We start from the raw sequence: 19,904 nt of genomic DNA, 5'->3' as shown, positions 1-19,904 counted from the left end.
ATCCGCTTGACGGCGGTTTCCGCCCCGCCTAGAACGCGCCCCACGCCCGAAGGTATGGGCGGACAGCATACGCGGTTGTAGCTCAGTTGGTTAGAGTACCGGCCTGTCACGCCGGGGGTCGCGGGTTCGAGCCCCGTCAACCGCGCCACCGCTGTCCGATCCTTCCCGCCGGCGCGATGCGCGGTTGTAGCTCAGATGGTTAGAGTACCGGCCTGTCACGCCGGGGGTCGCGGGTTCGAGCCCCGTCAACCGCGCCACTTTCATCCTTGCATGATCCGGTGTCCGAACGGCTGCATGGTCCGTGTCGCTCGACCGATTGCATGACGTCTCGGGTCAGCATGGTTCCCCATGCCGACGACCGATCACGCCGCCTGACGCGTTTGTGACCGATCGGCGGGAAACTGCCGAGGGGGTCAGTGCGCTCTGGTCGTGTGACCTACGCAGTTTGCACTAAGCCAGACACGAAAAAGGCGCCCGCGGGCGCCTCGTTCGATCGTGCCATCGTGGGGGGCTCAGCTGCCCCAAGTGCGGACCGGACCGCAATCCATGTGCACGAAGTTAGAGCTACTGTAGCGACCGACGCCGCCGCCGTTGCAGGAGAGGGCCGCCTTGGCCATCTGGTTGACCGAGCGGGACGAAAGCCGAAGGTCCGCCGCCTCGCCGACGAGGTGACGCGAGCGCTTCGCGACACCGGACGACCGGGCCCGGAGCATCGCGTTGGTCTCGGGGCTGCGGTAGCCCGAGATCAGCATGTACGGCTCGGAGCAGTCGAGAAGGTTGTGACACGCGGCCATGATGTCGATGGTGCGAAGGTCGATGTTCTTCACCTGGTCATTGCGCCAGTCGCGCATGAAGTAGGTGATTTCCTTTACGGCGTCAGAGATATACTCGCCTTCGACCCAATAGATCATGTCGATCTTCTCGCCGGTGCGGCCGGAATACATCTTGATGCGCCGGATGTCGCCGCCGCCGCGCAGGAGGCCTGCTGCGTTGGCGAATGTCGGAGCTGCGGTGATGGTCGTTGCGGCGAAAGCCGTCAACAGGCCGCGCCGCGTCATGCTGCCAGAAGCTGCGGTGGTCATGGTCGGTGCTGTCCCGTTCGGTTACTGCTTGTGCCGGCGTCGTTGCGTCGGCCCTGCCATCTTTCCCCAGATGCCTTAAGATTTATTGCACAGCAGTCGCTCCCGAGAAACCCGGGAACCGAAATGGTTCCGCCTTCCGCGAAATTTCGGCAGGTTTCTGCCGAACGTCGGCGAAGTGTCGCAAGGATGTCGCACTCCCCGGTGCGCGGACGCATCACGCCGGACCCGTTTCGCGTCCCCGACGCTTTGTGAATGGACACCCGCCGGAATTCCGACACTCTGCAACGTGCGGTTTTCCCTATGTATTCGCCCCCTGCCGGAACGGATTTCAGAATGACAAGAGCCTCGACCCTCAGAAATCGGACCGGAGCGCTCCTGGCGGGCGCTGCGCTTGCCCTGACACTCGGCTTCGCCGCACCCGCGACCGCGCAGGTCACGGCCTTCAAGCGTGCCGTCGCCGAGACGGTGGGAGAGGACGAGGCGGTCGCCGCCTTCTATCGCGATCGGGGATTCGAGCCGGTCTGGACCGGTCCCGAGGACATCCAGAGACTGCGGCGCGAGGCGCTTCTCGAGGCGGTGACGATGGCGTCGGCGCACGGCCTTCCGGCCGGCCGCTACGATGCCAACGCCCTCATGGCCGAGATGCGCGCCGCACGCACCGCCGAAGAGCGCGGCGCGCTCGATGTGCACCTGTCGCTGACCTTCGGGCGTTTCGCCCGGGATCTGAGCGCGGGCGCTCTCGATCCGCGCCGGGTGATCTCTGGCCTCAAGCGCGAGGTCTACATCCCCGATACCGCGGACCTGCTCGACAAGCTGGAATCGGACGACCCGCGAGCGGTCTTCCGCGGTCTCGCTCCGTCTAGCCCGGAGTACGGCCGCCTCATGCGCGAAAAGATGCGGCTGGAGCGTGTGGTCGCCCGCGGTGGCTGGGGCCGGCCGGTGTCGCCCGGACGGATCGACCCCGGCGAGTCGGGCTCCCGCGTCGTACCGCTGCGCGACCGGCTTATCGCGATGAACTATCTGCGGCCGACCGCTTCGGCGGTCTACGACTCGGCGTTGGAACAGGCCGTAAAGGCTTTTCAGGCGGACCATGGCCTGGCCGTTGACGGAATCGCAGGGGATTCGACCCTGCGCGAGCTCAACCATTCGCCGGAAACGCGGCTACAGCAGGTCCTGGTCGCGATGGAGCGTGAGCGCTGGCTGAACAGGCCAGGCGGCCTCGGCAAACGCCACATCAAGGTGAACCTCACCGAGTTCATGGCCCGCGTCTATGACGACGAGAAGGTGACCTTCGAGACCCGTGCGGTCATCGGCTCGAACGAGAGCGACCGCCAGACGCCCGAGTTCTCGGACGAGATGGACCACATGGTCATCAACCCGAGCTGGTACGTCCCCCGCTCAATCATCAAGAACGAGTACCTGCCGCAACTGCGCCGCAACCCCTACGCGGTCAGCCACCTGCAGATTCTCAACAGCCGGGGCCAGGTGGTCAGCCGCAACCAGAGCTTTGCGGGCTCCTTCCCCTATTCGATGCGCCAGCCTCCGGGGCCGAAGAACGCGTTGGGGCAGGTGAAGTTCATGTTCCCCAACAAATACAACATCTACCTGCACGATACGCCGGCGCAGCATCTCTTCAGCCGGACGGTCAGGGCCTACTCTCACGGGTGCGTGCGCCTCGATGACCCCTACGAATTCGCCTACACGTTGCTCGCCAAGCAAGAGGACGACCCCGAGGGTTTCTTCCATTCCAGGCTGCGGACCGGAGCCGAGGCGCGTGTGAACCTGGTGGAGCCGGTGCCGGTGCACCTGATCTACCGCACCGCCTTCACCCAGGCGAAGGGACACGTGCAGTACCGCCCCGATATCTACAATCGCGACCAGACGATCTGGCGGGCCCTGTCGGCGGCAGGGGTGGTTCTCGGGCGCGGGGAAAGCTAATCCTCCGTCAGACCTGACCCGGAGGACGCCATGAGCCACACCGTTGCAGAGATCGCCGCCGCCCTCGGGCTCGAGGCAGTGGGCGACACCTCCATCGTCGTCGAAGGCGTGGCCGAGCCGGCGGATTGCCCGCCGGACCGGCTCGCCATGGCGATGAAGCCGGAATACGCCGAGGGCATCGCCAAGGGATCGGCGCGCGCGGCGATGCTGTGGGGCGAGGCGGATTGGCAGGCGCTGGGCCTCGAGGCCGCGATCCTTGCGCCGCGCCCCCGGTATGCGCTCTCGGCACTGTCGGGGATGATGGACCCGGGCCAGGGCTATCCCGCCGGCATCCATCCGATGTCCGCAATCGATCCCACCGCAAAGCTCGGTCGCGACGTTACTGTCGGACCCTTCAGCGTGATCGGCGCGGACGTGATCATCGGCGATGGCGCGGTGATCGGCCCGCAGGTCCATGTCGGCTGGGGCACGCGCATCGGCGACGACGCGCTCTTGCACGCCGGCGCCAAGATCGGCGCCCGCTGCACCATCGGCGACCGCTTCATCGCGCATTTCAACGCGGTGGTCGGCAATGACGGATTCTCGTTCGTCACCCCCGAGGCGTCGGGCGTCGAAAAGGCACGTGAGACACTCGGCGACCAGGGGGAGGCCAAGGGCCAGCCCTGGGCCCGGATCGCGTCGCTCGGCGGCGTGACCATCGGCGACGACGTCGAAGTGGGCGCCGCCGCGGCCATCGACCGCGGCACCGTGCGCGACACCCGCATCGGCGACGGCACGAAGATCGACAACCAGGTGCAGGTCGGCCACAACACCGTGGTCGGCCGCCACACGCTGCTGTGCGGGCAGGTCGGGATCGCGGGCTCGGTGACCATCGGAGACTTCGTGGTGCTGGCGGGGCAGGTCGGCGTGTCGGACAACATCCGCATCGGCGACAATGTGATCTGCGGCGGCTCGACCATCGTGCTGTCGTCGATTCCGGCGGGCCGCGTCATGTTGGGCTACCCGGCGATGAAGATGGATCAGCACCTCGAGACCTACAAGGCGTTGCGCCGCCTGCCGCGCCTGTCACGTGAGGTCGCGGAGCTTCGGAAAGCGGTTTCCAAGGAAGACCCGAGCGACTAAAGCTCCCCTCCAGCGACGAGAAATGACCGGGAGGCACGCGCGATGGAGGTCAAGAACAAGGTTGTCGAGATCCTCGCCGAACAGGCCGTTCTCGAACCCTCGGACGTGAAGATGGAAATGAGCCTCGAGGATCTTGGCATCGACTCGCTCGGGCTGGTCGAGTCGATCTTCGCCATCGAGGAGGCATTCGACATCTCGGTGCCGTTCAACGCCAACGATCCCCAGGAAAGCGACTTCGACATCTCCTCGGTCGCGCGGATCGTGGAGGGGGTCGAAAAGCTCGTGGCCGAGCAGCACCCGTGAAGCGGGTCGTGATCACCGGCGCGGGCACGATCAACGCGCTCGGCCAGTCGGTGCCGGCCACGATGGAGGCCATGCGCGAGGGCCGCTGCGGGATCGGCCCGCTCGAGATGCGCGACAGCGACCGGCTGGCGATCAAGATTGGCGGGCAGGTGAAGGGGTTCGACCCCGAGAGCGTCTTCAATCGCCAGCAGATCGCTCTCTACGACCGCTACACCCAGTTCACCCTGATCGCCGCCGAAGAGGCCATCCGCCAGTCGGGCCTGACCTTCGACGGCGACCTCGCAGCGCGTTCGGGCGTGGTGCTCGGGACCTCCGGCGGCGGGCTCACGACTCAGGACGAGAACTACCGCGCGGTCTACGAAGAGGGTAAGAACCGTGTTCACCCCTTCGTCGTGCCGAAGCTGATGAACAACGCGGCCTGCAGCCACGTGTCCATGCAGTACAACATCAAGGGCCCGAGCTTTACCGTGGCCTCGGCCTGCGCCTCGTCCAATCACGCCATGGGGCAGGCGTTCTGGTTCGTCCGGTCGGGGATGGCACCGGTGATGGTGACAGGCGGCTCGGAATCGATGCTGTGCTTCGGCGGAATCAAGGCGTGGGAGGGCCTGCGCGTGATGTCACGCGATGCCTGCCGCCCGTTTTCGGCCACGCGCAACGGCATGGTGCAGGGCGAGGGGGCGGGCATCTTCGTGTTCGAGGAATACGAGCATGCCAAGGCCCGGGGTGCCGAGATCCTTGCCGAGGTGGCGGGCTTCGCGATGAGCTCGGATGCCGCCGATATCGTCATGCCCTCCAAGCAGGGCGCGGCCCGCGCGATGGCCGGAGCACTGTCGGATGCGGGCATTGCGCGAGAGGAGGTCGGCTACATCAACGCCCACGGCACCGGGACCGCGGCGAACGACAAGACCGAGTGCGCCGCGGTGGCGGACGTGTTCGGCACCCACGCGGACGACCTGATGATGTCATCGACCAAGTCCATGCACGGCCACTGCATCGGCGGCACCGGCGCCGTGGAACTGCTGGCTGTGCTGATGGCCCTGCGGGATGGGGTGATCGCCCCGACGATCGGCTACGAGGAGCCCGACCCCGAATGCGCCCTCGATGTCGTGCCGAACGAAGCGCGCGAGGCCCGGGTGGATGTCGCCTTGTCGAACGCCTTCGCCTTCGGGGGCCTGAACGCCGTGCTGGCACTGAAGCGGACCTGAGCGCGGAGTTTACGGCCGCGCACACGGCAGTGGCTACGGAGCGAGGGCTCTGCCCTCGCGCTCCCGAGGTATTTGACGCCCAAAGACGGCAGCGCGTCAGAAGCTGAAGCGACGACATTCGAATACTTTTACGGATCCGGACGTCGGCCGCATGAGTGCGGCGCGACGTCCGGCGCGATGCCCGGACTTACCCGGGCCCCGTCTTCGGGCGCGGTCATCGGCGCCTCCGCCTGTACCGCACCCTAATCGTCCCATGCGCACAGTTAAGAATTGGCTAACGCGGGTGTCTTTGGGATTGAAATACCTTCGGGGGGTCCGGGGGCAGACAGCCCCCCGTTGCCGTTCGATGAAACGTGCCCGGGAGCCCTCAGTAGCCCCGCCAGATCCATCCACCGCCGAAGATGCGCGTGCCTTCGGGGTCGTAGAACACGCAGGCCTGGCCGGGCGACACACCTTCCTCGGGGGTTACGAGCTCCACCTCCGCCTCCGTGGCCGATACGGGGCGGATGATCGCGTCGCGTGGCGGGCGCGTCGAGCGAACCTTCACCGCCACATGCCATTCGTCTTGCGATATGAGCGGCGAATCGCCCAGCCAGTTGATCTCGCGCACAGGAACGCGGCGGGTGGCCAGCATCTCTTTCGGTCCCACGATCACGCGGCGCCCCTCCACGTCGAGCTTCACCACGTAGAGCGGCTCCGACAGGCCGCCGATCCCGAGGCCGCGGCGCTGGCCGATGGTGTAGTGGATGACGCCCTCGTGGGTCCCGAGGACGCGGCCGTCGACGTGCACGATGTCGCCGGGATCGGCTGCACCCGGACGCAGCTTCTCGATGACGCTCGCGTAGTCGCCGTTGGGCACGAAGCATATATCCTGGCTGTCGGGCTTGTCGGCGACGGGAAGCCCGTAGCGCGCCGCGAGCGCACGGGTCTCGTCCTTGGATTTCAGGTGCCCGAGCGGGAAGCGCAGGTAGTCAAGCTGGTCCTGCGTGGTCGAGAACAGGAAGTACGACTGGTCTCGGGCGGGATCCGCGGCCTGGTGCAGCTCGGCCTTTGCGTCGCCCGGCTTGCGCTGGATGTAGTGGCCGGTCGCCATGCAATCGGCGTCGAGGTCTCGCGCGGTCTCGAGCAGGTCCTTGAACTTCACACGCTCGTTGCAGCGGATGCAGGGCACGGGCGTGGCGCCCGCGAGGTAGCTGTCGGCGAACTCGTCGATCACCGCGTCGCGGAAGATGTTCTCGTAATCGAGGACGTAGTGCGGGAAGCCCATGGCCTCGGCCACCCGCCGGGCGTCATGGATATCGAGCCCGGCGCAGCAGGCGCCCTTTTTCGCGAGCGCCGCGCCGTGGTCGTAAAGCTGCAGCGTGACGCCGACGACGTCGTAGCCCTCTTCGGCGAGCATCGCGGCCACGACGGAGCTGTCGACGCCGCCGGACATTGCGACGACGACGCGTGTGTCGGACGGGGCCTTGGGAAGGCCCAGCGAGTTCAGCTGTCCCTGATCGAGCGGCATGACGGTCTCCGATGGATGCGCGCGGAATATAGGAAAATGCGACGTACTCTCAAGGGGCCGTTTCATCGGGCGTTAAGTGCGCTGGCGCAGGGTCTTCCTGCGAAACGCCAGCGGGACGGACAGATGTATCTCAAGAAAGTCGACGGACCTCGCGCGGTCACGCTTCCGGACGGGACGAAGATGACCCGCGCGGACCTGCCAGCCGCCGACACCCGGCGCTGGGTGGCCTCACGGAAGGCGGCGGTGGTTCGGGCAGTGCAGCATGGGCTCCTGACCGAGGAACAGGCCCGCCTCCGGTATGCGCTCAGCGAGGAGGAGCTGGACGAATGGATGCGCGCCATGTCCGTGCACGGGGAGGGGGCATTGAAGGCCACGGCGATACAGAAATTTAGACAACCCTGAAGTGTTTACTTCGCATAACCGATCCGTCTAAGCTCAAGCCATTGGCCGGTAATCCGAAGTTAACGATTACGGCGCAAATGTGTGATGTGTGAGTAATAATTGGCGGAGACGGCCATGCGCGTGCTTTTGATCGAGGACGATCCCACAACTTCGAAGAGCATCGAGATGATGCTGACCCGATCCAACCTGAACGTCTATGCGACGGACATGGGTGAGGAGGGCGTCGATCTCGCGAAGCTCTACGACTATGATCTGATCCTGCTGGATATCACGCTGCCGGACATGACCGGGCACGATGTCCTGCGTCAGCTGCGGTCCGCGCGCATCTCTACACCGATCCTGATCCTGTCCGGCGCCCAGGACACCGAGAGCAAGCTGAAGAGCTTCGGCTTCGGGGCTGACGACTACCTCACCAAGCCGTTCCACGCCGACGAACTCGTCGCCCGTATCCACGCCATCATCCGCCGCTCGAAGGGCCACGCGCAGTCGGTGATCCGCACCGGAAAGATCGAGGTGAACCTCGACGCGAAGACGGTGGATGTGAACGGCCAGCCGGTGCACCTGACCGGCAAGGAATACCAGATGCTCGAACTTCTGAGCCTGCGGAAGGGCACGACGCTGACCAAGGAGATGTTCCTCAACCATCTCTACGGCGGCATGGACGAACCCGAGCTCAAGATCATAGACGTGTTCATCTGCAAGCTTCGCAAGAAGCTCTCGGAAGCCACGGGCGACCCGAGCTACATCGAAACGGTGTGGGGCCGCGGCTACGTTCTGCGCGATCCCGAAGAGCAAGCCGAAGCCAAGCCGGGGGCCATGGCGCTCGGCGCCTGAGCTCATCGGGCTTCTGCCGGTTGGCGCCACTCGCGGCCAAAGGGCCGCGGGTATGCGCTTGGCCTGCCGGCAGAGACACCGTTGCAGCAAGGCCGTCTGTCTTCACACCTGCCGCCCCCTTCGCGCCGCGGGGATGTGTCCGTTCTCTGTAACGCCCCTTGGACCCGGTCGACTCTGGCTGCGCGACAGGTCCGTGCTGACGCGCGTCTGGACACGGCCCACCGCTCGATCGGCCGTGCCGTCTGGACCTGCCCGCACGCGCCCCATATCAGTGGCGCGCACTAGATCGGAACCTGCGAAACGGGGGCGGAAGGGTCATGGCGGAGAGCGAAACCGAGGTCGATTCCCTCGACGAGGCGTCCGCACGGGTCGAGCTGAAGCGTCTGGCCGGGATACTCGATGCGGCGAACACCGCGTATCACACCGAAGACGCGCCCGAGATCACGGACGCGGAATACGACCGTCTCAAGCGACGCAACGCGGCGATCGAGGCGCGCTTTCCCAGGCTCGTGCGGGACGATTCCCCGTCGCAACAGGTCGGCGCAGCGCCGGCAGAGGGCTTCGAGAAGGTCACGCATGCGGTCCGGATGCTGTCGCTCGGCAATGCCTTCGATGCCGAGGAGGTCACCGAGTTCGACCGGCGAATCCGGCGCTACCTGAACCATGCCGACGATGCGAAGCTGCTGTATACCGCCGAACCCAAGATCGATGGGCTGTCGCTGACCCTGCGCTACGAGGGTGGTCGCCTCGTCACCGCGGCCACGCGTGGAGATGGCGCCGTGGGCGAGAACGTCACCGCGAATGCGCGCACCATCGACGACGTGCCGGAGCGGCTCGAGGGGGCGCCGGACGTGCTCGAGGTCCGGGGCGAGGTCTACATGAGCCACGCCGACTTCGCGGCCCTGAACGAGAGGCAGTCCGCGCGCGGCGGCAAGACCTTCGCGAATCCGCGAAACGCCGCCGCCGGAAGCCTGCGCCAGCTCGACGTGGAAATCACCCGCGCGCGTCCGCTGCGTTTCTTCGCTTATGCCTGGGGCGAAGTGTCGGCGCCGCTCGCGGACACCCAGATGAAGGCGATCGAACGCCTCGCCGCGCTCGGTTTCTCGACGAACCCGCTGACCCGGCTCTGCGACGGGCCCGACGAGATGCTCGCTCACTACGCGACGATCGAGGAACAGCGCGCCACGCTCGGCTATGACATCGATGGCGTCGTCTACAAGGTGAACGATCTCGCACTGCAGGCCCGGCTTGGCTTCCGCTCGACCACGCCCCGCTGGGCCATCGCGCACAAGTTTCCCGCCGAGCTTGCGTGGACGCACCTCGAGGCGATCGAGATACAGGTCGGGCGCACCGGCGCGCTTTCGCCCGTTGCGCGGCTCACGCCGGTCACGGTGGGCGGCGTCGTGGTGTCGAACGCGACGCTCCACAACGAGGACTACATCGCCGGCCGCGACGCCGCCGGTCAGCCGATCCGCGAAGGCCGCGACATTCGTGTCGGCGACTGGGTGCAGGTCTATCGCGCGGGCGATGTCATCCCCAAGATCGCCGACGTCGACCTCTCCAAGCGGCCCGACGACGCCGCCCCCTACAGTTTTCCCACCACGTGCCCCGAATGCGGGTCGGACGCCATCCGCGAAGAGGGAGATTCGGTGCGCCGCTGCACCGGCGGGCTCGTCTGCCCGGCGCAACAGGTCGAGAAGCTCAAGCACTTCGTGTCGCGCGCGGCGTTCGACATCGACGGGCTCGGCGCCAAGCAGGTCGAACAGTTCTACCGCGACGAATGGATCGCGGAGCCGGCCGACATCTTCCGCCTGGAGGCGCGCTACGGCTCCGGGCCGCGCCAGCTCAAGAACCGCGAGGGCTGGGGCGACCGGTCGGCGAAGAACCTCTTCGCGGCCATCGACGCGCGCCGCAAGATCCCCCTCGGGCGCCTGATCTTCGGCCTCGGCATCCGCCACGTGGGCGAAGTCAACGCCATGCTTCTCGCGCGGCACTACGGCACGTGGGAGGCCTTCGACGAAGCCATGCGCGCCGCCGAGCCGCTGGAAGGCGCGGCCTGGGACGACCTCATCGGTATCGACGGCGTGGGCGAGGTGCTGGCCCGAGCGTTGGTCTCCACGGTAAACCAGCCGGCCGAACGCGAGTCGATCGAACGCCTGCTGGCCGAAATCGAGGTCGAGGCGGCCGAGCGTCCGAAGACCGAAGGCAGCCCCGTCGCGGGCAAGACCGTTGTCTTCACCGGCACGCTCGAAAAGATGACCCGCGCCGAGGCCAAGGCGCGGGCCGAGGCGCTGGGCGCCAAGGTCTCGGGCTCGGTGTCGGCGCGCACCGACATCGTGGTTGCCGGGCCCGGCGCGGGCTCGAAGGAGAAGAAGGCGCGCGAACTTGGGGTCGAGGTGCTGGACGAGGACGCCTGGCTCGACTTGATCTCGGGCGCATGAGCGCGCGGCCCGAAGCCCTCTTTCCGCTCTTCGGCGATCTGACCGGGCTCGACGGGATCGGACCCAAAACGGCGCAGGCGCTCGGGCAGGCGGGAATCGAAGCGCCGCGTGACCTGCTGTTCACGTTGCCGCAATCGGGGATCGACCGGGCCCTCAGGCCCACGATCCGCGGCGCGGACCTGCCCGCGGTGCTGACCGTCGAGGTCGAGATCGGCCAGCACCGGCCGCCGCGCTCCAAGGGCGGGGCCTACCGAGTGCACGTGCGGGACGCTAAAACCGAGTTTCAGGTCGTTTTCTTCCGCGCGCGTGGCGACTACCTGACGCGCATCCTGCCCGAGGGCGCGCGCCGTATCCTCTCGGGCCGGGTCGAGTTCTTCGACGGCATGGCGCAGATGGTCCATCCCGACCATATCCTGCCGCCCGCCGAGGCCGAGGCGCTTCCCGCGTTCGAACCGGTCTACCCGCTGGCAGGCGGCGTCACCCAGAAGCTGATGGTTCGCGCGATCCGCTCGGCGCAGGGCCGCGCGCCCGACCTGGCCGAGTGGATCGACCCGGGCCTCGTGGCGCGCGAAGGGTGGCCGGGCTGGCGTGCGGCCCTGGCCGCCGTCCACGTACCGGAGCGTCCCGAGGACCTGTCACCCGACGCGCCTGCGCGACGGCGGCTGGCCTATGACGAACTGCTGGCGCACCAGCTGACCCTCGCACTGGCACGGCTCGCCCGTCGAAGGCGCCCGGGGATCGAAACGCGCGGCGACGGCCGCCTCCGCCGCGCAGTCCTTGCTGCCTTGCCATACGATCCCACGGGCGCCCAGTCCCGCGCGATCGAGGAGATCGCCGCCGACATGGCCGAGCCGCATCGCATGAACCGCCTGCTGCAGGGCGACGTGGGTGCAGGCAAGACCCTCGTGGCGTTCGCCGCGCTGCTCGTTGCGATCGAGGCGGGAGGGCAGGGGGTGCTGATGGCGCCGACCGAGATCCTCGCCCGGCAACACATGGAAAGCCTCGCGCCCATGGCAGAGGCGGCCGGTGTGCGCCTGGCCTTGCTGACCGGGCGCGACAAGGGGGCCGAGCGGAGGGCCAAACTGGCCGCGCTCGAGGCCGGCGAGATTGACTGCCTCGTGGGCACCCACGCGGTGTTCCAGAAGGATGTGGTGTTCCGCGATTTGCGCCTTGCGGTGGTGGACGAGCAGCACCGCTTCGGCGTGCGTCAGCGGCTCGAACTCGGGCGCAAGGGTGCTGCGGTGGATGTGCTGGTGATGACCGCGACGCCGATCCCGCGCAGCCTCGCGCTGGCGACCTACGGCGATATGGACGTCTCCGTTCTGGACGAGAAGCCGCCCGGGCGGCAGCCGGTGAAGACGGCGCTGGTGGCCACCGACCGCATGGACGAGGTGGTCGATCATCTGCGGCGCGCGGTCGCCGAGGGGCGGCAGGCCTACTGGGTCTGCCCGTTGGTCGAGGAGAGCGAGACCGTGGACCTGACCGCGGCGACCCAGCGCTTCGAGCGCCTGCGCGCCGCGCTGGGCGAGGGCGTCGTGGGGCTGGTCCATGGCCAGATGCCGCCCGCCGAGAAAGACGCGACGATGGCGCGCTTCGTGGCTGGCGAGATCGCGGTCCTGGTGGCAACGACCGTCATCGAGGTCGGCGTGAACGTGCCGCGCGCGTCGATCATGGTGATCGAAAGGGCCGAGTGGTTCGGTCTGGCGCAGCTGCACCAGCTTCGCGGACGAGTCGGACGCGGGGCGGCGGCCTCGACCTGCCTTCTGATGTACCAGTCCCCGCTGTCCGAGACCGCCGAGCAGCGGCTTCGAACCCTACGCGAGACCGAGGACGGGTTTCGTATTGCCGAGGTCGACCTGGAAATGCGCGGGGCCGGAGACTTGATCGGTACCGCGCAGTCCGGCCTCCCGCGCTTTCGCATTGCCGATCCCGAGCGGCAGGCCGGGCTGATGGCCGTCGCGCAAAGCGACGCGCGCCGTCTTCTGGCCGATGATCCGTCTCTCGAAGGCGAGCGGGGACGCGCCGCGCGGGCGCTGTTGTGGCTTATGCGGCAGGACGAGGCGATCCGCCTGATCGGTGTCGGCTGACCAGGGCAACCCCCTTTGTTCGCGAATGTTCTTAAAAAGTTCTTTACAGGTGGGGCGCTGCCATGAGAACAAAGGTGCAACGGATTGCTCAGGAGGGTCACATGCTCAACCGGATCAAGATCGCCTTTACCCGCGCCGAAGCGGAGATTCTCGAGGACGCGCTCGGGGCGATGGCGCTTGTCGTCCTGCTGGTGGCAGCCCTTCACCTCTGACCTGTTTCTGCCTGCGTTGCGCGTGCCCGCATGGTTCGTCGTCCTTGTCCCGTCGACGCGAACCGGAATAGCGGCGGTTGTCCCCCGCTGCTGTTCGTCGAATGCGGACCCGTCATGCCGACGCTTCACTCGCCGCCGCCTCCCGCAAGGGCGGCGGCTTTTTCTTTCTGCGCCTGATGCGGCCGGAACCGGCAACCAGTCACAGCCTGTAGGCCAGCCGCAAAGCTCCCCAGTGGCGGCCGTTCACTTCGATCGGGGCGGAGAGGTCCTTCATCATGGCGAACTGCCCGCCGCCCATGTCGCGCCGGTAGATCTGTAGCAGGAACGGGTCGCGGTTCCGGCCTGCCTTCAGGCCGACGCGGTCGTCGAAGATGCGCCGGTTGCGGGCATGCGAGGCGTTCCAGACCGGATCTGCGCCCTGCGGTTGCGAGAACTTTCGATTGTGGGTCGGCAGGTAGCCGTTGCGGTCCACCGCAGCGCAAAACACCACGCCCGGCATGTCGAGCACGGGCTCCTGAATCGGCGGCAGAAGGCGGTCGGTCAGCTCGGTGAAGGCAGTGACGACCTGCTGCGGGTCGGTCTCGGGCACCGGACAATAGCGGGCATCGAAGAGCTCGGCTTCGGAGATGCGTCCTGCGAGCACCGCCTCTTCGAACGCCGCGCCGATCCGGGCAGCGAGCTCCGCCACCAACGCGATCTTCTCGCCATCGGCGGCCGCCCCACCGAGGCGCACCGACTTCTGCAGGATACCCTCGGACACGTCCACCAGCCGTTCCCCGGCGCGGGTGGCGCCGGCGATCGCGCCAGCGGTTTCATCCTGTGCCGCAATCATGCCCTCTATGGCCGGTGCGAGACTGGCGACGGCGGTGTCCGTGCTACCCATCTCGGCGCCGATCTCGTCCATCGCGCGGTGCAGCGCACTGACGTTGTCGTCGATCCGCGAAAGCGCGCTGTCAGTCTCCTCGGACCGGCCGAGCAGATGCGTTGCGGCCTGCGATGTGGTGACGGCCCCTTCGCGCAGGCTGTGCATCCATTCCGACATCCGCGTGACGGTGCCCGACACGTCCGCGGCGGCGCGGGCGGTCTTCTGGCTGAGTTCGTTGATCGCCTCGGCCACGATGGCGAATCCTGTCCCGGCCTGACCGGCGCGGGCCGCTTCGATCTTGGCGTTCATGGCGAGGATGTTCACCTGGCTGGCGATGGAGGCGATCTGGTCATTCGAGCGACCCACGGCAAGCAGCATGTCGTCCACATCGTCAGAGCCGGCCCGGACGGATTGCACCCATTCCGCGAGCGTGCGCGACGAAGTGCCGGTGTCGCTGAGAATGGCGATGGACTGGCGCACATCCTGCTGCGCGGACCGCGCGGTGTCGCGGCCGCGCGCCGTGCGTTCGGACACGGTGCGGGTCGCCTCCTCGAGCCGGGTTAGGGCGACGCGTACCAGCCTCAGTTCTTCCAACTGCCCGGCGCGGCGGGCGTCGAGGTCGGACATCACGCCGTGGATCGAGACAAGCTCGTGCCCGAGCGTCACGGCGTCGTTCGTCAGCGTGCTCAGCAGCGCCTCGGCCTCCGCATCGCGGTCGCGCCGGATGCTCAGCCTGCGATCGTGTTCCATGTCCGACTGCCCATTGATTACGGGCAGAGGCATAGTCCGGAGAATCGGAAGAAACCCTTAAGCGCGTTCCCGCGCCGATGCCTCCTGGGCGGCATCGGATGCTGCGTCCAGTGCCAGCAGGATCGAGGCGTGGCGGTTCTTGTAATCGCGTGCGGGGCGCAGGACCTCCAGCCCGTCGAAGGGTGCGGGCGGCGTCGGCCCGTCGTTCTTGAGCATCTCGCGCAGCGCATCGCGGGCGTGCACGATCTCGTCCGGCGTGCGGCCGACGATGGCGCCGCCCACCACGGCTGCCGAGGCCTGGCCCAGTGCGCAGGCCTTCACGTCCTGGCCGTAATCGGAAACGCGGCCGTCCGCGAGAGTAAGGTCCACCGTCACGGTCGAGCCGCAGAGCGGCGAACGCTTCTTGACCGTGGCGTCCGGCGCTTCCAGGCGTTGCGTCCGCGGGATATCCGCGGCCAGCGCCAGGATCTTCTGGGAATAGAGCTTGATAAGGTCGCTTTCGCCGGACATGGCTTCCTCTCGTCGATCGTCTTTCCTAGATAGGCGTCCCGCCCGCGTGTGCAAAAGGAAAACCCGTCATGTCGTTCGATCCCGATACCTTGGTCTACAACGAACAGGGGCTGATCCCGGTCATCGCGCAGGATGCCGGCGATCATGCGGTGCTGATGATGGCGTGGATGAACGCCGAGGCGGTACGCAAGACACTTGAAACCGGCCGCGTAACCTATTGGTCTCGTTCGCGTCAGGCGTTCTGGGTGAAAGGTGAAAGCTCGGGCCACGTGCAGGAGCTCGTAGAGCTGCGGGTGGACTGCGACAGCGATTGCCTTCTGGTGCTGGTGCGTCAGACCGGGCCGGCGTGTCACACCAACCGGCGCTCCTGCTTCTACACGGCGGTGCGCGACGGCGAGCCGGTGGAGATCATGGCGCCGGACGAGTGAAGGTCCGCGCGCAACGATTTGACGTTGTTTACAAGTTCACCATAGCCCGGATGTCTTCGGGCGTGTGGCCGTCGTCCCGGTAGCGCGAGATCGCGCGGGCGTCGTCACGCTTGGCCAGCCGTTTGCCCGCCTCGTCCCTGATCAGTTCGTGATGGACATATCGGGGTGAGGGAAGGCTCAGAAGAACTTGAAGAAGAACGTGGATCTGCGTGGCGTCCGCCAGGTCGGCGCCGCGCATGACGTCGGTGATCCCCTGTGCCGCGTCATCCACGACCACGGAGAGGTGATAGGACGTGTCCATGTCGCGACGGGCAATGGCCACGTCGCCGACAGCGTCGACCAGGGCATCGCGGGACACCTCGATCCGCTCATCGGATTCGATGTAGGAAAGAGGCGCGTCTCCAATGCGGTGCAGTGCGCGGCGCATGTCGAGTCTGAGCGCCGTGCCGGTGGGGCGCGGTCCGGTCGGCGCCGTCCCGGGGCGGCATGTCCCCGGGTAGACCGGGCCGTCGGGGCCGTAGGTCACGGAGCCCTCCTGCGGGGCCGAGAGCGCCTCGAGGATGTCGCGGCGGCGGCAGTCGCAGGGATACAGCACGCCCATGTCCCAAAGCCGGTCCAGCGCTTCGGCATAGGCGGGCATTCGGTCTGACTGGCGCATTACCGGCTCTTCCCAGTCGAGGCCGAGCCAGCGCAGGTCCTCGTAGATCGCGGCCTCCCATTCGGGGCGGGCGCGGGAACGGTCGATGTCCTCGATGCGTAGAACGAACGAGCCGCCCGAGGCGCGGGCGGCATCATGATTCAGAATGGCCGAGTAGGCGTGGCCGAGGTGCAGCGGCCCGGTGGGCGACGGCGCGAAGCGCGTGCGCATGGGCTCACTCGTCGCGCAGCTGCCGCCGGGCGCGCCGGTCCTCGCGGGCCTGGTAGATCAAGATCCACGCCAACAGGATGAACATCGGGTGCGTGAACACGCCGCCCGGGATCAGGATCGCGGGCACCCAGATCAGGAACACGATGATCGACGTGAAGATCCGGCCGGCCAGCAGGATCGACAGCGGCGGCAGGAGGAGGGCAAGGACGTAGTTCATGCGATCACTCCGCCGCTTCGGTTTGCGCCGCACCGGCCGCCTGACCTTCGAGCCACCCGGTCCACGCCTCCTTGGCGCGGTCGGTATACGCCTTGTAGCGCTCGCGCCGGCCTTTCCGGCCGCCGCGCAGACCCTCGAGCGGCCGGAACAGGCCGAAGTTCACGTTCATCGGCTGGAACGTCTTGGCCTCGGCGCCGCCGGTGATGTGGTGCACCAGGGCCCCGTGCGCGCTGTCCTGCGGCGCGGGCTCGAGCGCAGTGCCAAGCGCCTCGGCCGCGGCCATCCGACCCGCCAGAAGCCCCATCGCGGCGCTTTCCACGTAGCCCTCGACGCCGGTGATCTGGCCCGCGAAGCGCACGTTCGGCTGCGCGCGCAGCCTCATGCCCGCGTCGAGCAGGGTGGGCGAGTTGAGGAACGTGTTGCGGTGAATGCCGCCGAGCCGCGCGAAGCGGGCGTTCTCGAGGCCGGGGATCATCCGGAAGACCTCTTTCTGCGCGCCGTACTTCATCTTGGTCTGGAACCCGACGATGTTGAACAGGGTCCCGAGTGCGTTGTCGCGGCGAAGCTGCACCACGGCGTAGGGCTTGTTTTCCGGATCGTTGGCGTTGGTCAGGCCCACGGGTTTCATGGGGCCGTGGCGCAGGGTCTCGCGGCCGCGCTCGGCCATGACCTCGATCGGCAGACAGCCGTCGAAGTAGCCCGCTGTCTCACCCTCGTGGAACTCTGTCTTGTCGGCGGCCAGCAGCGCGTCGATGAAGGCTTCGTAGGTCTCGCGGTCCATCGGGCAGTTGAGGTAGGCGCGGCGCTCGTCCTCGGTCTCGCCCTTGTCGTAGCGCGACTGCATCCACGCTACGTCCATGTCGATGGACTCGGCGTGGACGATGGGGGCGATGGCGTCGAAGAAGGCCAGCGCGTCCGAGCCGGTGGCCCGCGCGATGGACTGCCCCAGCGCGTCGGAGGTCAGCGGCCCGGTGGCGAAAATCCAGCGCCCCTGGTCGGGCAGCTCCGTCACTTCCTCGTAGGAGACGCGCACGTTCGGATGCGCGGACAGCGCGGCCGTGATGTCCTCGGCGAACAGCTCGCGGTCCACGGCAAGGGCGCCGCCCGCGGGCAGGCGGTGGCGGTAGGCGGCGTCCATGATGAGCCCGCCAGCGGCCTTCATCTCCCAGTGGAGCAAGCCCACGGCGTTCTGTTCGTGGTCGTCGGAGCGGAAGGAGTTGGAGCACACCATCTCGCCCAGGTTGCCCGTCTTGTGCGCGAACGTGCCGCGCTCGGGGCGCATCTCGTGCAGGACCACCGGCACGCCGAGATTGGCGGCCTGCCAAGCGGCCTCGGACCCGGCCATGCCGCCGCCTACGATATGAAGCTCTTCGATCATGGCGCCGAGATAGGCATGACGGAGGCGCTTGTCACGGGGGTGTGCGCGGCAAAGCGCACGCTGGTGACTTGTCCCCGCCTCGGCCTGCGGCCAGTCTGCGCGTCGGAGCGAGGCAAGGGAGGGACGCGGATGGCGCTGAAGGTGTCGGCCGAGGAGATGATGCCGTTTCTGGACGAGGTGTTTCCGCAGGTGCGGGGCATGTTCGCCATCGACCGGCTGGACGAGGACCTGCTGGTCATGCGGCTGTTGCAGAACGAGCGGCACCTGCGTCCGGGCGGCACGGTGTCGGGTCCGGCGATGTTCGGGCTGGCGGACGTGTCGGCCTACGTGGCGACGATGGCTCGGATCGGGCGGCAGGCGCTGGCGGTGACCACCAACTGCTCCATCGACTTCATGCGAAAGCCCGCGTCGGGCGCCGACGTGCTGGCCGAGACACGGGTGCTGAAGCTCGGGCGCACTCTGAGCGTCTGCGATTGCCTGTTGTTCTCGGAGGGCTCGGACGCGCCCGTGGCGCGCGCGTCGCTGACCTACTCGATCCCGCCTGCGCCCCCGGGCTGATCCGCGCGGGGCAGCGCGATGTCGGCGGCGACGGGGTAATGATCCGAAGGCCAGTCGCCCGCGAACCTTTCGCGAAGCACCCAGGGGCCACCCTCGAGGGCGATGCCGGGGCCGAGGGCCACGTGATCGATCGCGCCGAAGACATTGATCCCACGGTTGAAGTGGAAGGTCGCACCCGGCACGTCGGCGAAGGTCAGTCCGGCCTCGGCGAGGATGTCGACCGTCGGCGCCCCGAGTCGCGCGTTCAGGTCGCCGAGCAGAAGGACCGGCGTGCCGCGTGCCAGCAGCGGCGCCAGTCGCTCTGCCACCAGCTCGGCCGACCTGATCCGGTTCGACCCGCTGCCGGCGTCGAAGTGGACGTTCACCACGCGCAGGGATGTGCCGGCCTCGGTGCGGAACTCGGCCCAGGATGCGAAGGCCGGGTAGGAGCCGTCGAAGGTGCGCGAGTAGATGACATCGGGCGTCTCGGAGAAGAAGAACCAGCCCTGGTCCGTCAGGTCGAGCCTGTCACGGCGGTAGAAGATCGGCTGGGTCGACGGAAAGCTCCGCCAGTCGCCTACGGCAGCGGCGGCGTAGCCGGGATTGCGCTCCAGCAACCAGGCGCGGGCGAGGTTCACCTCGTCGCTGTTGCCGCCGCCGAAGCTTTCCATCTCCTGCGTGGCGACGATGTCGGCCTCGAGTGCCTTGAACGCCGCGTCGAGCGCCGCGCGCCGCTCGGTCCAGTCGCCCACGGACCACGGGCCCTCGGACCGGTTCAGCCAGATGTAATGCACGTTGTGGGTGGCGACCCGCAGCGCTGCGCCGGCGGCCGGCGGGGCCGTGCCGCGCGATTGCATGACGTAGGCGCCGCAGGCCAGCAGGAGCGGCAGCAGAACGAGCGCGGCGGCGAGGCGGAGGAGCATCTTCATGTCGCGCAGAGGTAGTGCTGCGCTTCGCTCTGTCCGTGCCTTGGCGGAGGTCGTTCGGGGACGGCCAAAAAAAAGGCCGAGCACAAAGCTCGGCCGAAGTCCAACAGGGAGGTATGAAGATGATGCGCCGGTGGGCGCCCCATCGTTCGATTGCTGAATTAGTCACCGGTTTTGAGTCGATCAAGCGAAAGCGCCGCGGTGCGTTCACATGGCCGATATGCGTGCTGTGCAAGCCACGCACGAATTTGCATGTGAGACACCTTGGCGAGGCGCCTCGAAGCGATGG

The 19,904-nt window shown here is 67.3% G+C and carries 18 protein-coding genes and 2 tRNA genes; 12 read left to right on the top strand and 8 right to left on the bottom strand.

The window, feature by feature from the left end; translation table 11 throughout:
* Positions 1-71 precede the first annotated feature (71 nt).
* Together BMX29_RS15280 and BMX29_RS15275 are read left to right on the top strand one after the other, a co-directional pair.
* Positions 72-148: transfer RNA gene (locus BMX29_RS15280), tRNA-Asp, on the top strand.
* A 32-nt stretch (positions 149-180) separates the two neighbouring features.
* Positions 181-257, top strand: a tRNA-Asp gene (locus BMX29_RS15275).
* A gap of 255 nt (positions 258-512) precedes the next feature.
* Here the strand turns inward: BMX29_RS15275 and mepK are convergent.
* Positions 513-1,082, bottom strand: coding sequence for a peptidoglycan L,D-endopeptidase MepK (mepK, locus tag BMX29_RS15270; protein ID WP_092814447.1), 570 nt, complete (start codon positions 1,080-1,082; stop codon positions 513-515).
* A gap of 333 nt (positions 1,083-1,415) precedes the next feature.
* On the opposite strand from mepK, the gene BMX29_RS15265 reads away from it, so the two are divergent.
* From BMX29_RS15265 to BMX29_RS15250, 4 genes are read left to right on the top strand one after another with little or no spacing between them, the layout of a single operon-like run.
* Positions 1,416-3,020, top strand: a complete 1,605-nt coding sequence (locus BMX29_RS15265; RefSeq protein WP_092814444.1) for a L,D-transpeptidase family protein — start codon at positions 1,416-1,418, stop codon at positions 3,018-3,020.
* Positions 3,021-3,050: 30 nt separating this feature from the next.
* Positions 3,051-4,142 carry a UDP-3-O-(3-hydroxymyristoyl)glucosamine N-acyltransferase gene (lpxD, locus tag BMX29_RS15260; RefSeq protein WP_092814441.1) on the top strand — a complete coding sequence of 364 codons (1,092 nt, stop codon included), beginning with the start codon at positions 3,051-3,053 and terminating at the stop codon, positions 4,140-4,142.
* A 42-nt stretch (positions 4,143-4,184) separates the two neighbouring features.
* Entirely contained in the window at positions 4,185-4,445 is a 261-nt protein-coding gene (locus tag BMX29_RS15255) for an acyl carrier protein (protein ID WP_043842416.1), read from the top strand.
* Positions 4,442-5,650, top strand: a complete 1,209-nt coding sequence (locus BMX29_RS15250; protein WP_043842417.1) for a beta-ketoacyl-[acyl-carrier-protein] synthase family protein — start codon at positions 4,442-4,444, stop codon at positions 5,648-5,650. Before BMX29_RS15255 ends, BMX29_RS15250 begins: the two co-directional genes overlap by 4 nt.
* A 367-nt stretch (positions 5,651-6,017) precedes the next feature.
* Here BMX29_RS15250 and mnmA read toward each other — a convergent pair whose 3' ends face one another.
* A complete protein-coding gene (gene mnmA / locus BMX29_RS15245) occupies positions 6,018-7,160 on the bottom strand; it encodes a tRNA 2-thiouridine(34) synthase MnmA (protein ID WP_092814438.1) in 1,143 nt (380 codons plus the stop codon).
* A gap of 123 nt (positions 7,161-7,283) precedes the next feature.
* Here mnmA and sciP point away from each other — a divergent pair, with 123 nt between their 5' ends.
* From sciP to recG, 4 genes are all read left to right on the top strand, one after another.
* Positions 7,284-7,562 (top strand): CtrA inhibitor SciP, encoded by a 279-nt coding sequence (sciP, locus tag BMX29_RS15240; RefSeq protein WP_092814435.1) that lies wholly within the window; start codon positions 7,284-7,286, stop codon positions 7,560-7,562.
* Positions 7,563-7,676: 114 nt separating this feature from the next.
* Positions 7,677-8,396 carry a response regulator transcription factor CtrA gene (gene ctrA, locus BMX29_RS15235; RefSeq protein WP_043842422.1) on the top strand — a complete coding sequence of 240 codons (720 nt, stop codon included), beginning with the start codon at positions 7,677-7,679 and terminating at the stop codon, positions 8,394-8,396.
* A 317-nt stretch (positions 8,397-8,713) separates the two neighbouring features.
* Positions 8,714-10,837, top strand: coding sequence for an NAD-dependent DNA ligase LigA (ligA, locus tag BMX29_RS15230; protein WP_092814432.1), 2,124 nt, complete (start codon positions 8,714-8,716; stop codon positions 10,835-10,837).
* On the top strand, positions 10,834-12,924 hold the full coding sequence (gene recG, locus BMX29_RS15225) for an ATP-dependent DNA helicase RecG (RefSeq protein ID WP_092814429.1): 2,091 nt from the start codon (positions 10,834-10,836) through the stop codon (positions 12,922-12,924). The genes ligA and recG overlap by 4 nt, the downstream gene beginning before the upstream one ends.
* 411 nt (positions 12,925-13,335) lie before the next feature.
* On the opposite strand, the gene BMX29_RS15220 is transcribed toward recG, so the two are convergent.
* Positions 13,336-14,751, bottom strand: a complete 1,416-nt coding sequence (locus BMX29_RS15220) for a methyl-accepting chemotaxis protein (protein WP_092814426.1) — start codon at positions 14,749-14,751, stop codon at positions 13,336-13,338.
* A 57-nt stretch (positions 14,752-14,808) separates the two neighbouring features.
* Positions 14,809-15,261 (bottom strand): iron-sulfur cluster assembly scaffold protein, encoded by a 453-nt coding sequence (locus BMX29_RS15215; protein WP_043842431.1) that lies wholly within the window; start codon positions 15,259-15,261, stop codon positions 14,809-14,811.
* Between the two features lie 68 nt (positions 15,262-15,329).
* Between BMX29_RS15215 and hisI the strand changes: the two genes are divergently transcribed.
* Positions 15,330-15,689 carry a phosphoribosyl-AMP cyclohydrolase gene (gene hisI / locus BMX29_RS15210; protein WP_092814423.1) on the top strand — a complete coding sequence of 120 codons (360 nt, stop codon included), beginning with the start codon at positions 15,330-15,332 and terminating at the stop codon, positions 15,687-15,689.
* A 28-nt stretch (positions 15,690-15,717) separates the two neighbouring features.
* On the opposite strand, the gene gluQRS is transcribed toward hisI, so the two are convergent.
* Genes gluQRS through trmFO form a run of 3 tightly spaced genes read right to left on the bottom strand, consistent with a single transcriptional unit; the run spans position 15,718 to position 18,152 of the window.
* Positions 15,718-16,557 (bottom strand): tRNA glutamyl-Q(34) synthetase GluQRS, encoded by an 840-nt coding sequence (gene gluQRS / locus BMX29_RS15205; RefSeq protein ID WP_092814421.1) that lies wholly within the window; start codon positions 16,555-16,557, stop codon positions 15,718-15,720.
* 4 nt (positions 16,558-16,561) lie between these two features.
* A complete protein-coding gene (locus BMX29_RS15200) occupies positions 16,562-16,774 on the bottom strand; it encodes a hypothetical protein (protein WP_043842436.1) in 213 nt (70 codons plus the stop codon).
* A 4-nt stretch (positions 16,775-16,778) separates the two neighbouring features.
* Entirely contained in the window at positions 16,779-18,152 is a 1,374-nt protein-coding gene (gene trmFO, locus BMX29_RS15195) for a methylenetetrahydrofolate--tRNA-(uracil(54)-C(5))-methyltransferase (FADH(2)-oxidizing) TrmFO (protein ID WP_092814418.1), read from the bottom strand.
* A 129-nt stretch (positions 18,153-18,281) separates the two neighbouring features.
* Here trmFO and BMX29_RS15190 point away from each other — a divergent pair, with 129 nt between their 5' ends.
* Complete coding sequence (locus tag BMX29_RS15190; RefSeq protein WP_092814416.1) at positions 18,282-18,710, top strand: PaaI family thioesterase; 429 nt, start codon at positions 18,282-18,284, stop codon at positions 18,708-18,710.
* Here BMX29_RS15190 and BMX29_RS15185 read toward each other — a convergent pair.
* Complete coding sequence (locus tag BMX29_RS15185) at positions 18,680-19,612, bottom strand: endonuclease/exonuclease/phosphatase family protein (RefSeq protein ID WP_244889257.1); 933 nt, start codon at positions 19,610-19,612, stop codon at positions 18,680-18,682. The two genes, BMX29_RS15190 and BMX29_RS15185, sit on opposite strands and share 31 nt — an antisense overlap.
* Between the last annotated feature and the right edge of the window lie 292 nt (positions 19,613-19,904).

The sequence above is a fragment of the Roseivivax marinus genome, from assembly GCF_900109705.1.
Taxonomy (GTDB): domain Bacteria; phylum Pseudomonadota; class Alphaproteobacteria; order Rhodobacterales; family Rhodobacteraceae; genus Roseivivax; species Roseivivax marinus.
The sequence above is the reverse complement of the archived record's forward strand: the minus strand, read 5'-3'. Positions and strand labels throughout refer to the sequence as shown.

What these genes read in the sequence shown, in the direction of transcription:
- ctrA (WP_043842422.1), top strand. Translation starts at nt 7,677, where the DNA reads ATGCGCGTGCTTTTGATCGAGGACGATCCCACAACTTCGAAGAGCATC.
- hisI (WP_092814423.1), top strand. Translation starts at nt 15,330, where the DNA reads ATGTCGTTCGATCCCGATACCTTGGTCTACAACGAACAGGGGCTGATC.
- lpxD (WP_092814441.1), top strand. Translation starts at nt 3,051, where the DNA reads ATGAGCCACACCGTTGCAGAGATCGCCGCCGCCCTCGGGCTCGAGGCA.
- BMX29_RS15220 (WP_092814426.1), bottom strand. Translation starts at nt 14,751, where the DNA reads ATGGAACACGATCGCAGGCTGAGCATCCGGCGCGACCGCGATGCGGAG.
- BMX29_RS15200 (WP_043842436.1), bottom strand. Translation starts at nt 16,774, where the DNA reads ATGAACTACGTCCTTGCCCTCCTCCTGCCGCCGCTGTCGATCCTGCTG.
- gluQRS (WP_092814421.1), bottom strand. Translation starts at nt 16,557, where the DNA reads ATGCGCACGCGCTTCGCGCCGTCGCCCACCGGGCCGCTGCACCTCGGC.
- BMX29_RS15265 (WP_092814444.1), top strand. Translation starts at nt 1,416, where the DNA reads ATGACAAGAGCCTCGACCCTCAGAAATCGGACCGGAGCGCTCCTGGCG.
- BMX29_RS15185 (WP_244889257.1), bottom strand. Translation starts at nt 19,612, where the DNA reads ATGCTCCTCCGCCTCGCCGCCGCGCTCGTTCTGCTGCCGCTCCTGCTG.
- trmFO (WP_092814418.1), bottom strand. Translation starts at nt 18,152, where the DNA reads ATGATCGAAGAGCTTCATATCGTAGGCGGCGGCATGGCCGGGTCCGAG.
- sciP (WP_092814435.1), top strand. Translation starts at nt 7,284, where the DNA reads ATGTATCTCAAGAAAGTCGACGGACCTCGCGCGGTCACGCTTCCGGAC.
- mepK (WP_092814447.1), bottom strand. Translation starts at nt 1,082, where the DNA reads ATGACCACCGCAGCTTCTGGCAGCATGACGCGGCGCGGCCTGTTGACG.
- mnmA (WP_092814438.1), bottom strand. Translation starts at nt 7,160, where the DNA reads ATGCCGCTCGATCAGGGACAGCTGAACTCGCTGGGCCTTCCCAAGGCC.
- BMX29_RS15190 (WP_092814416.1), top strand. Translation starts at nt 18,282, where the DNA reads ATGGCGCTGAAGGTGTCGGCCGAGGAGATGATGCCGTTTCTGGACGAG.
- ligA (WP_092814432.1), top strand. Translation starts at nt 8,714, where the DNA reads ATGGCGGAGAGCGAAACCGAGGTCGATTCCCTCGACGAGGCGTCCGCA.
- recG (WP_092814429.1), top strand. Translation starts at nt 10,834, where the DNA reads ATGAGCGCGCGGCCCGAAGCCCTCTTTCCGCTCTTCGGCGATCTGACC.
- BMX29_RS15255 (WP_043842416.1), top strand. Translation starts at nt 4,185, where the DNA reads ATGGAGGTCAAGAACAAGGTTGTCGAGATCCTCGCCGAACAGGCCGTT.
- BMX29_RS15215 (WP_043842431.1), bottom strand. Translation starts at nt 15,261, where the DNA reads ATGTCCGGCGAAAGCGACCTTATCAAGCTCTATTCCCAGAAGATCCTG.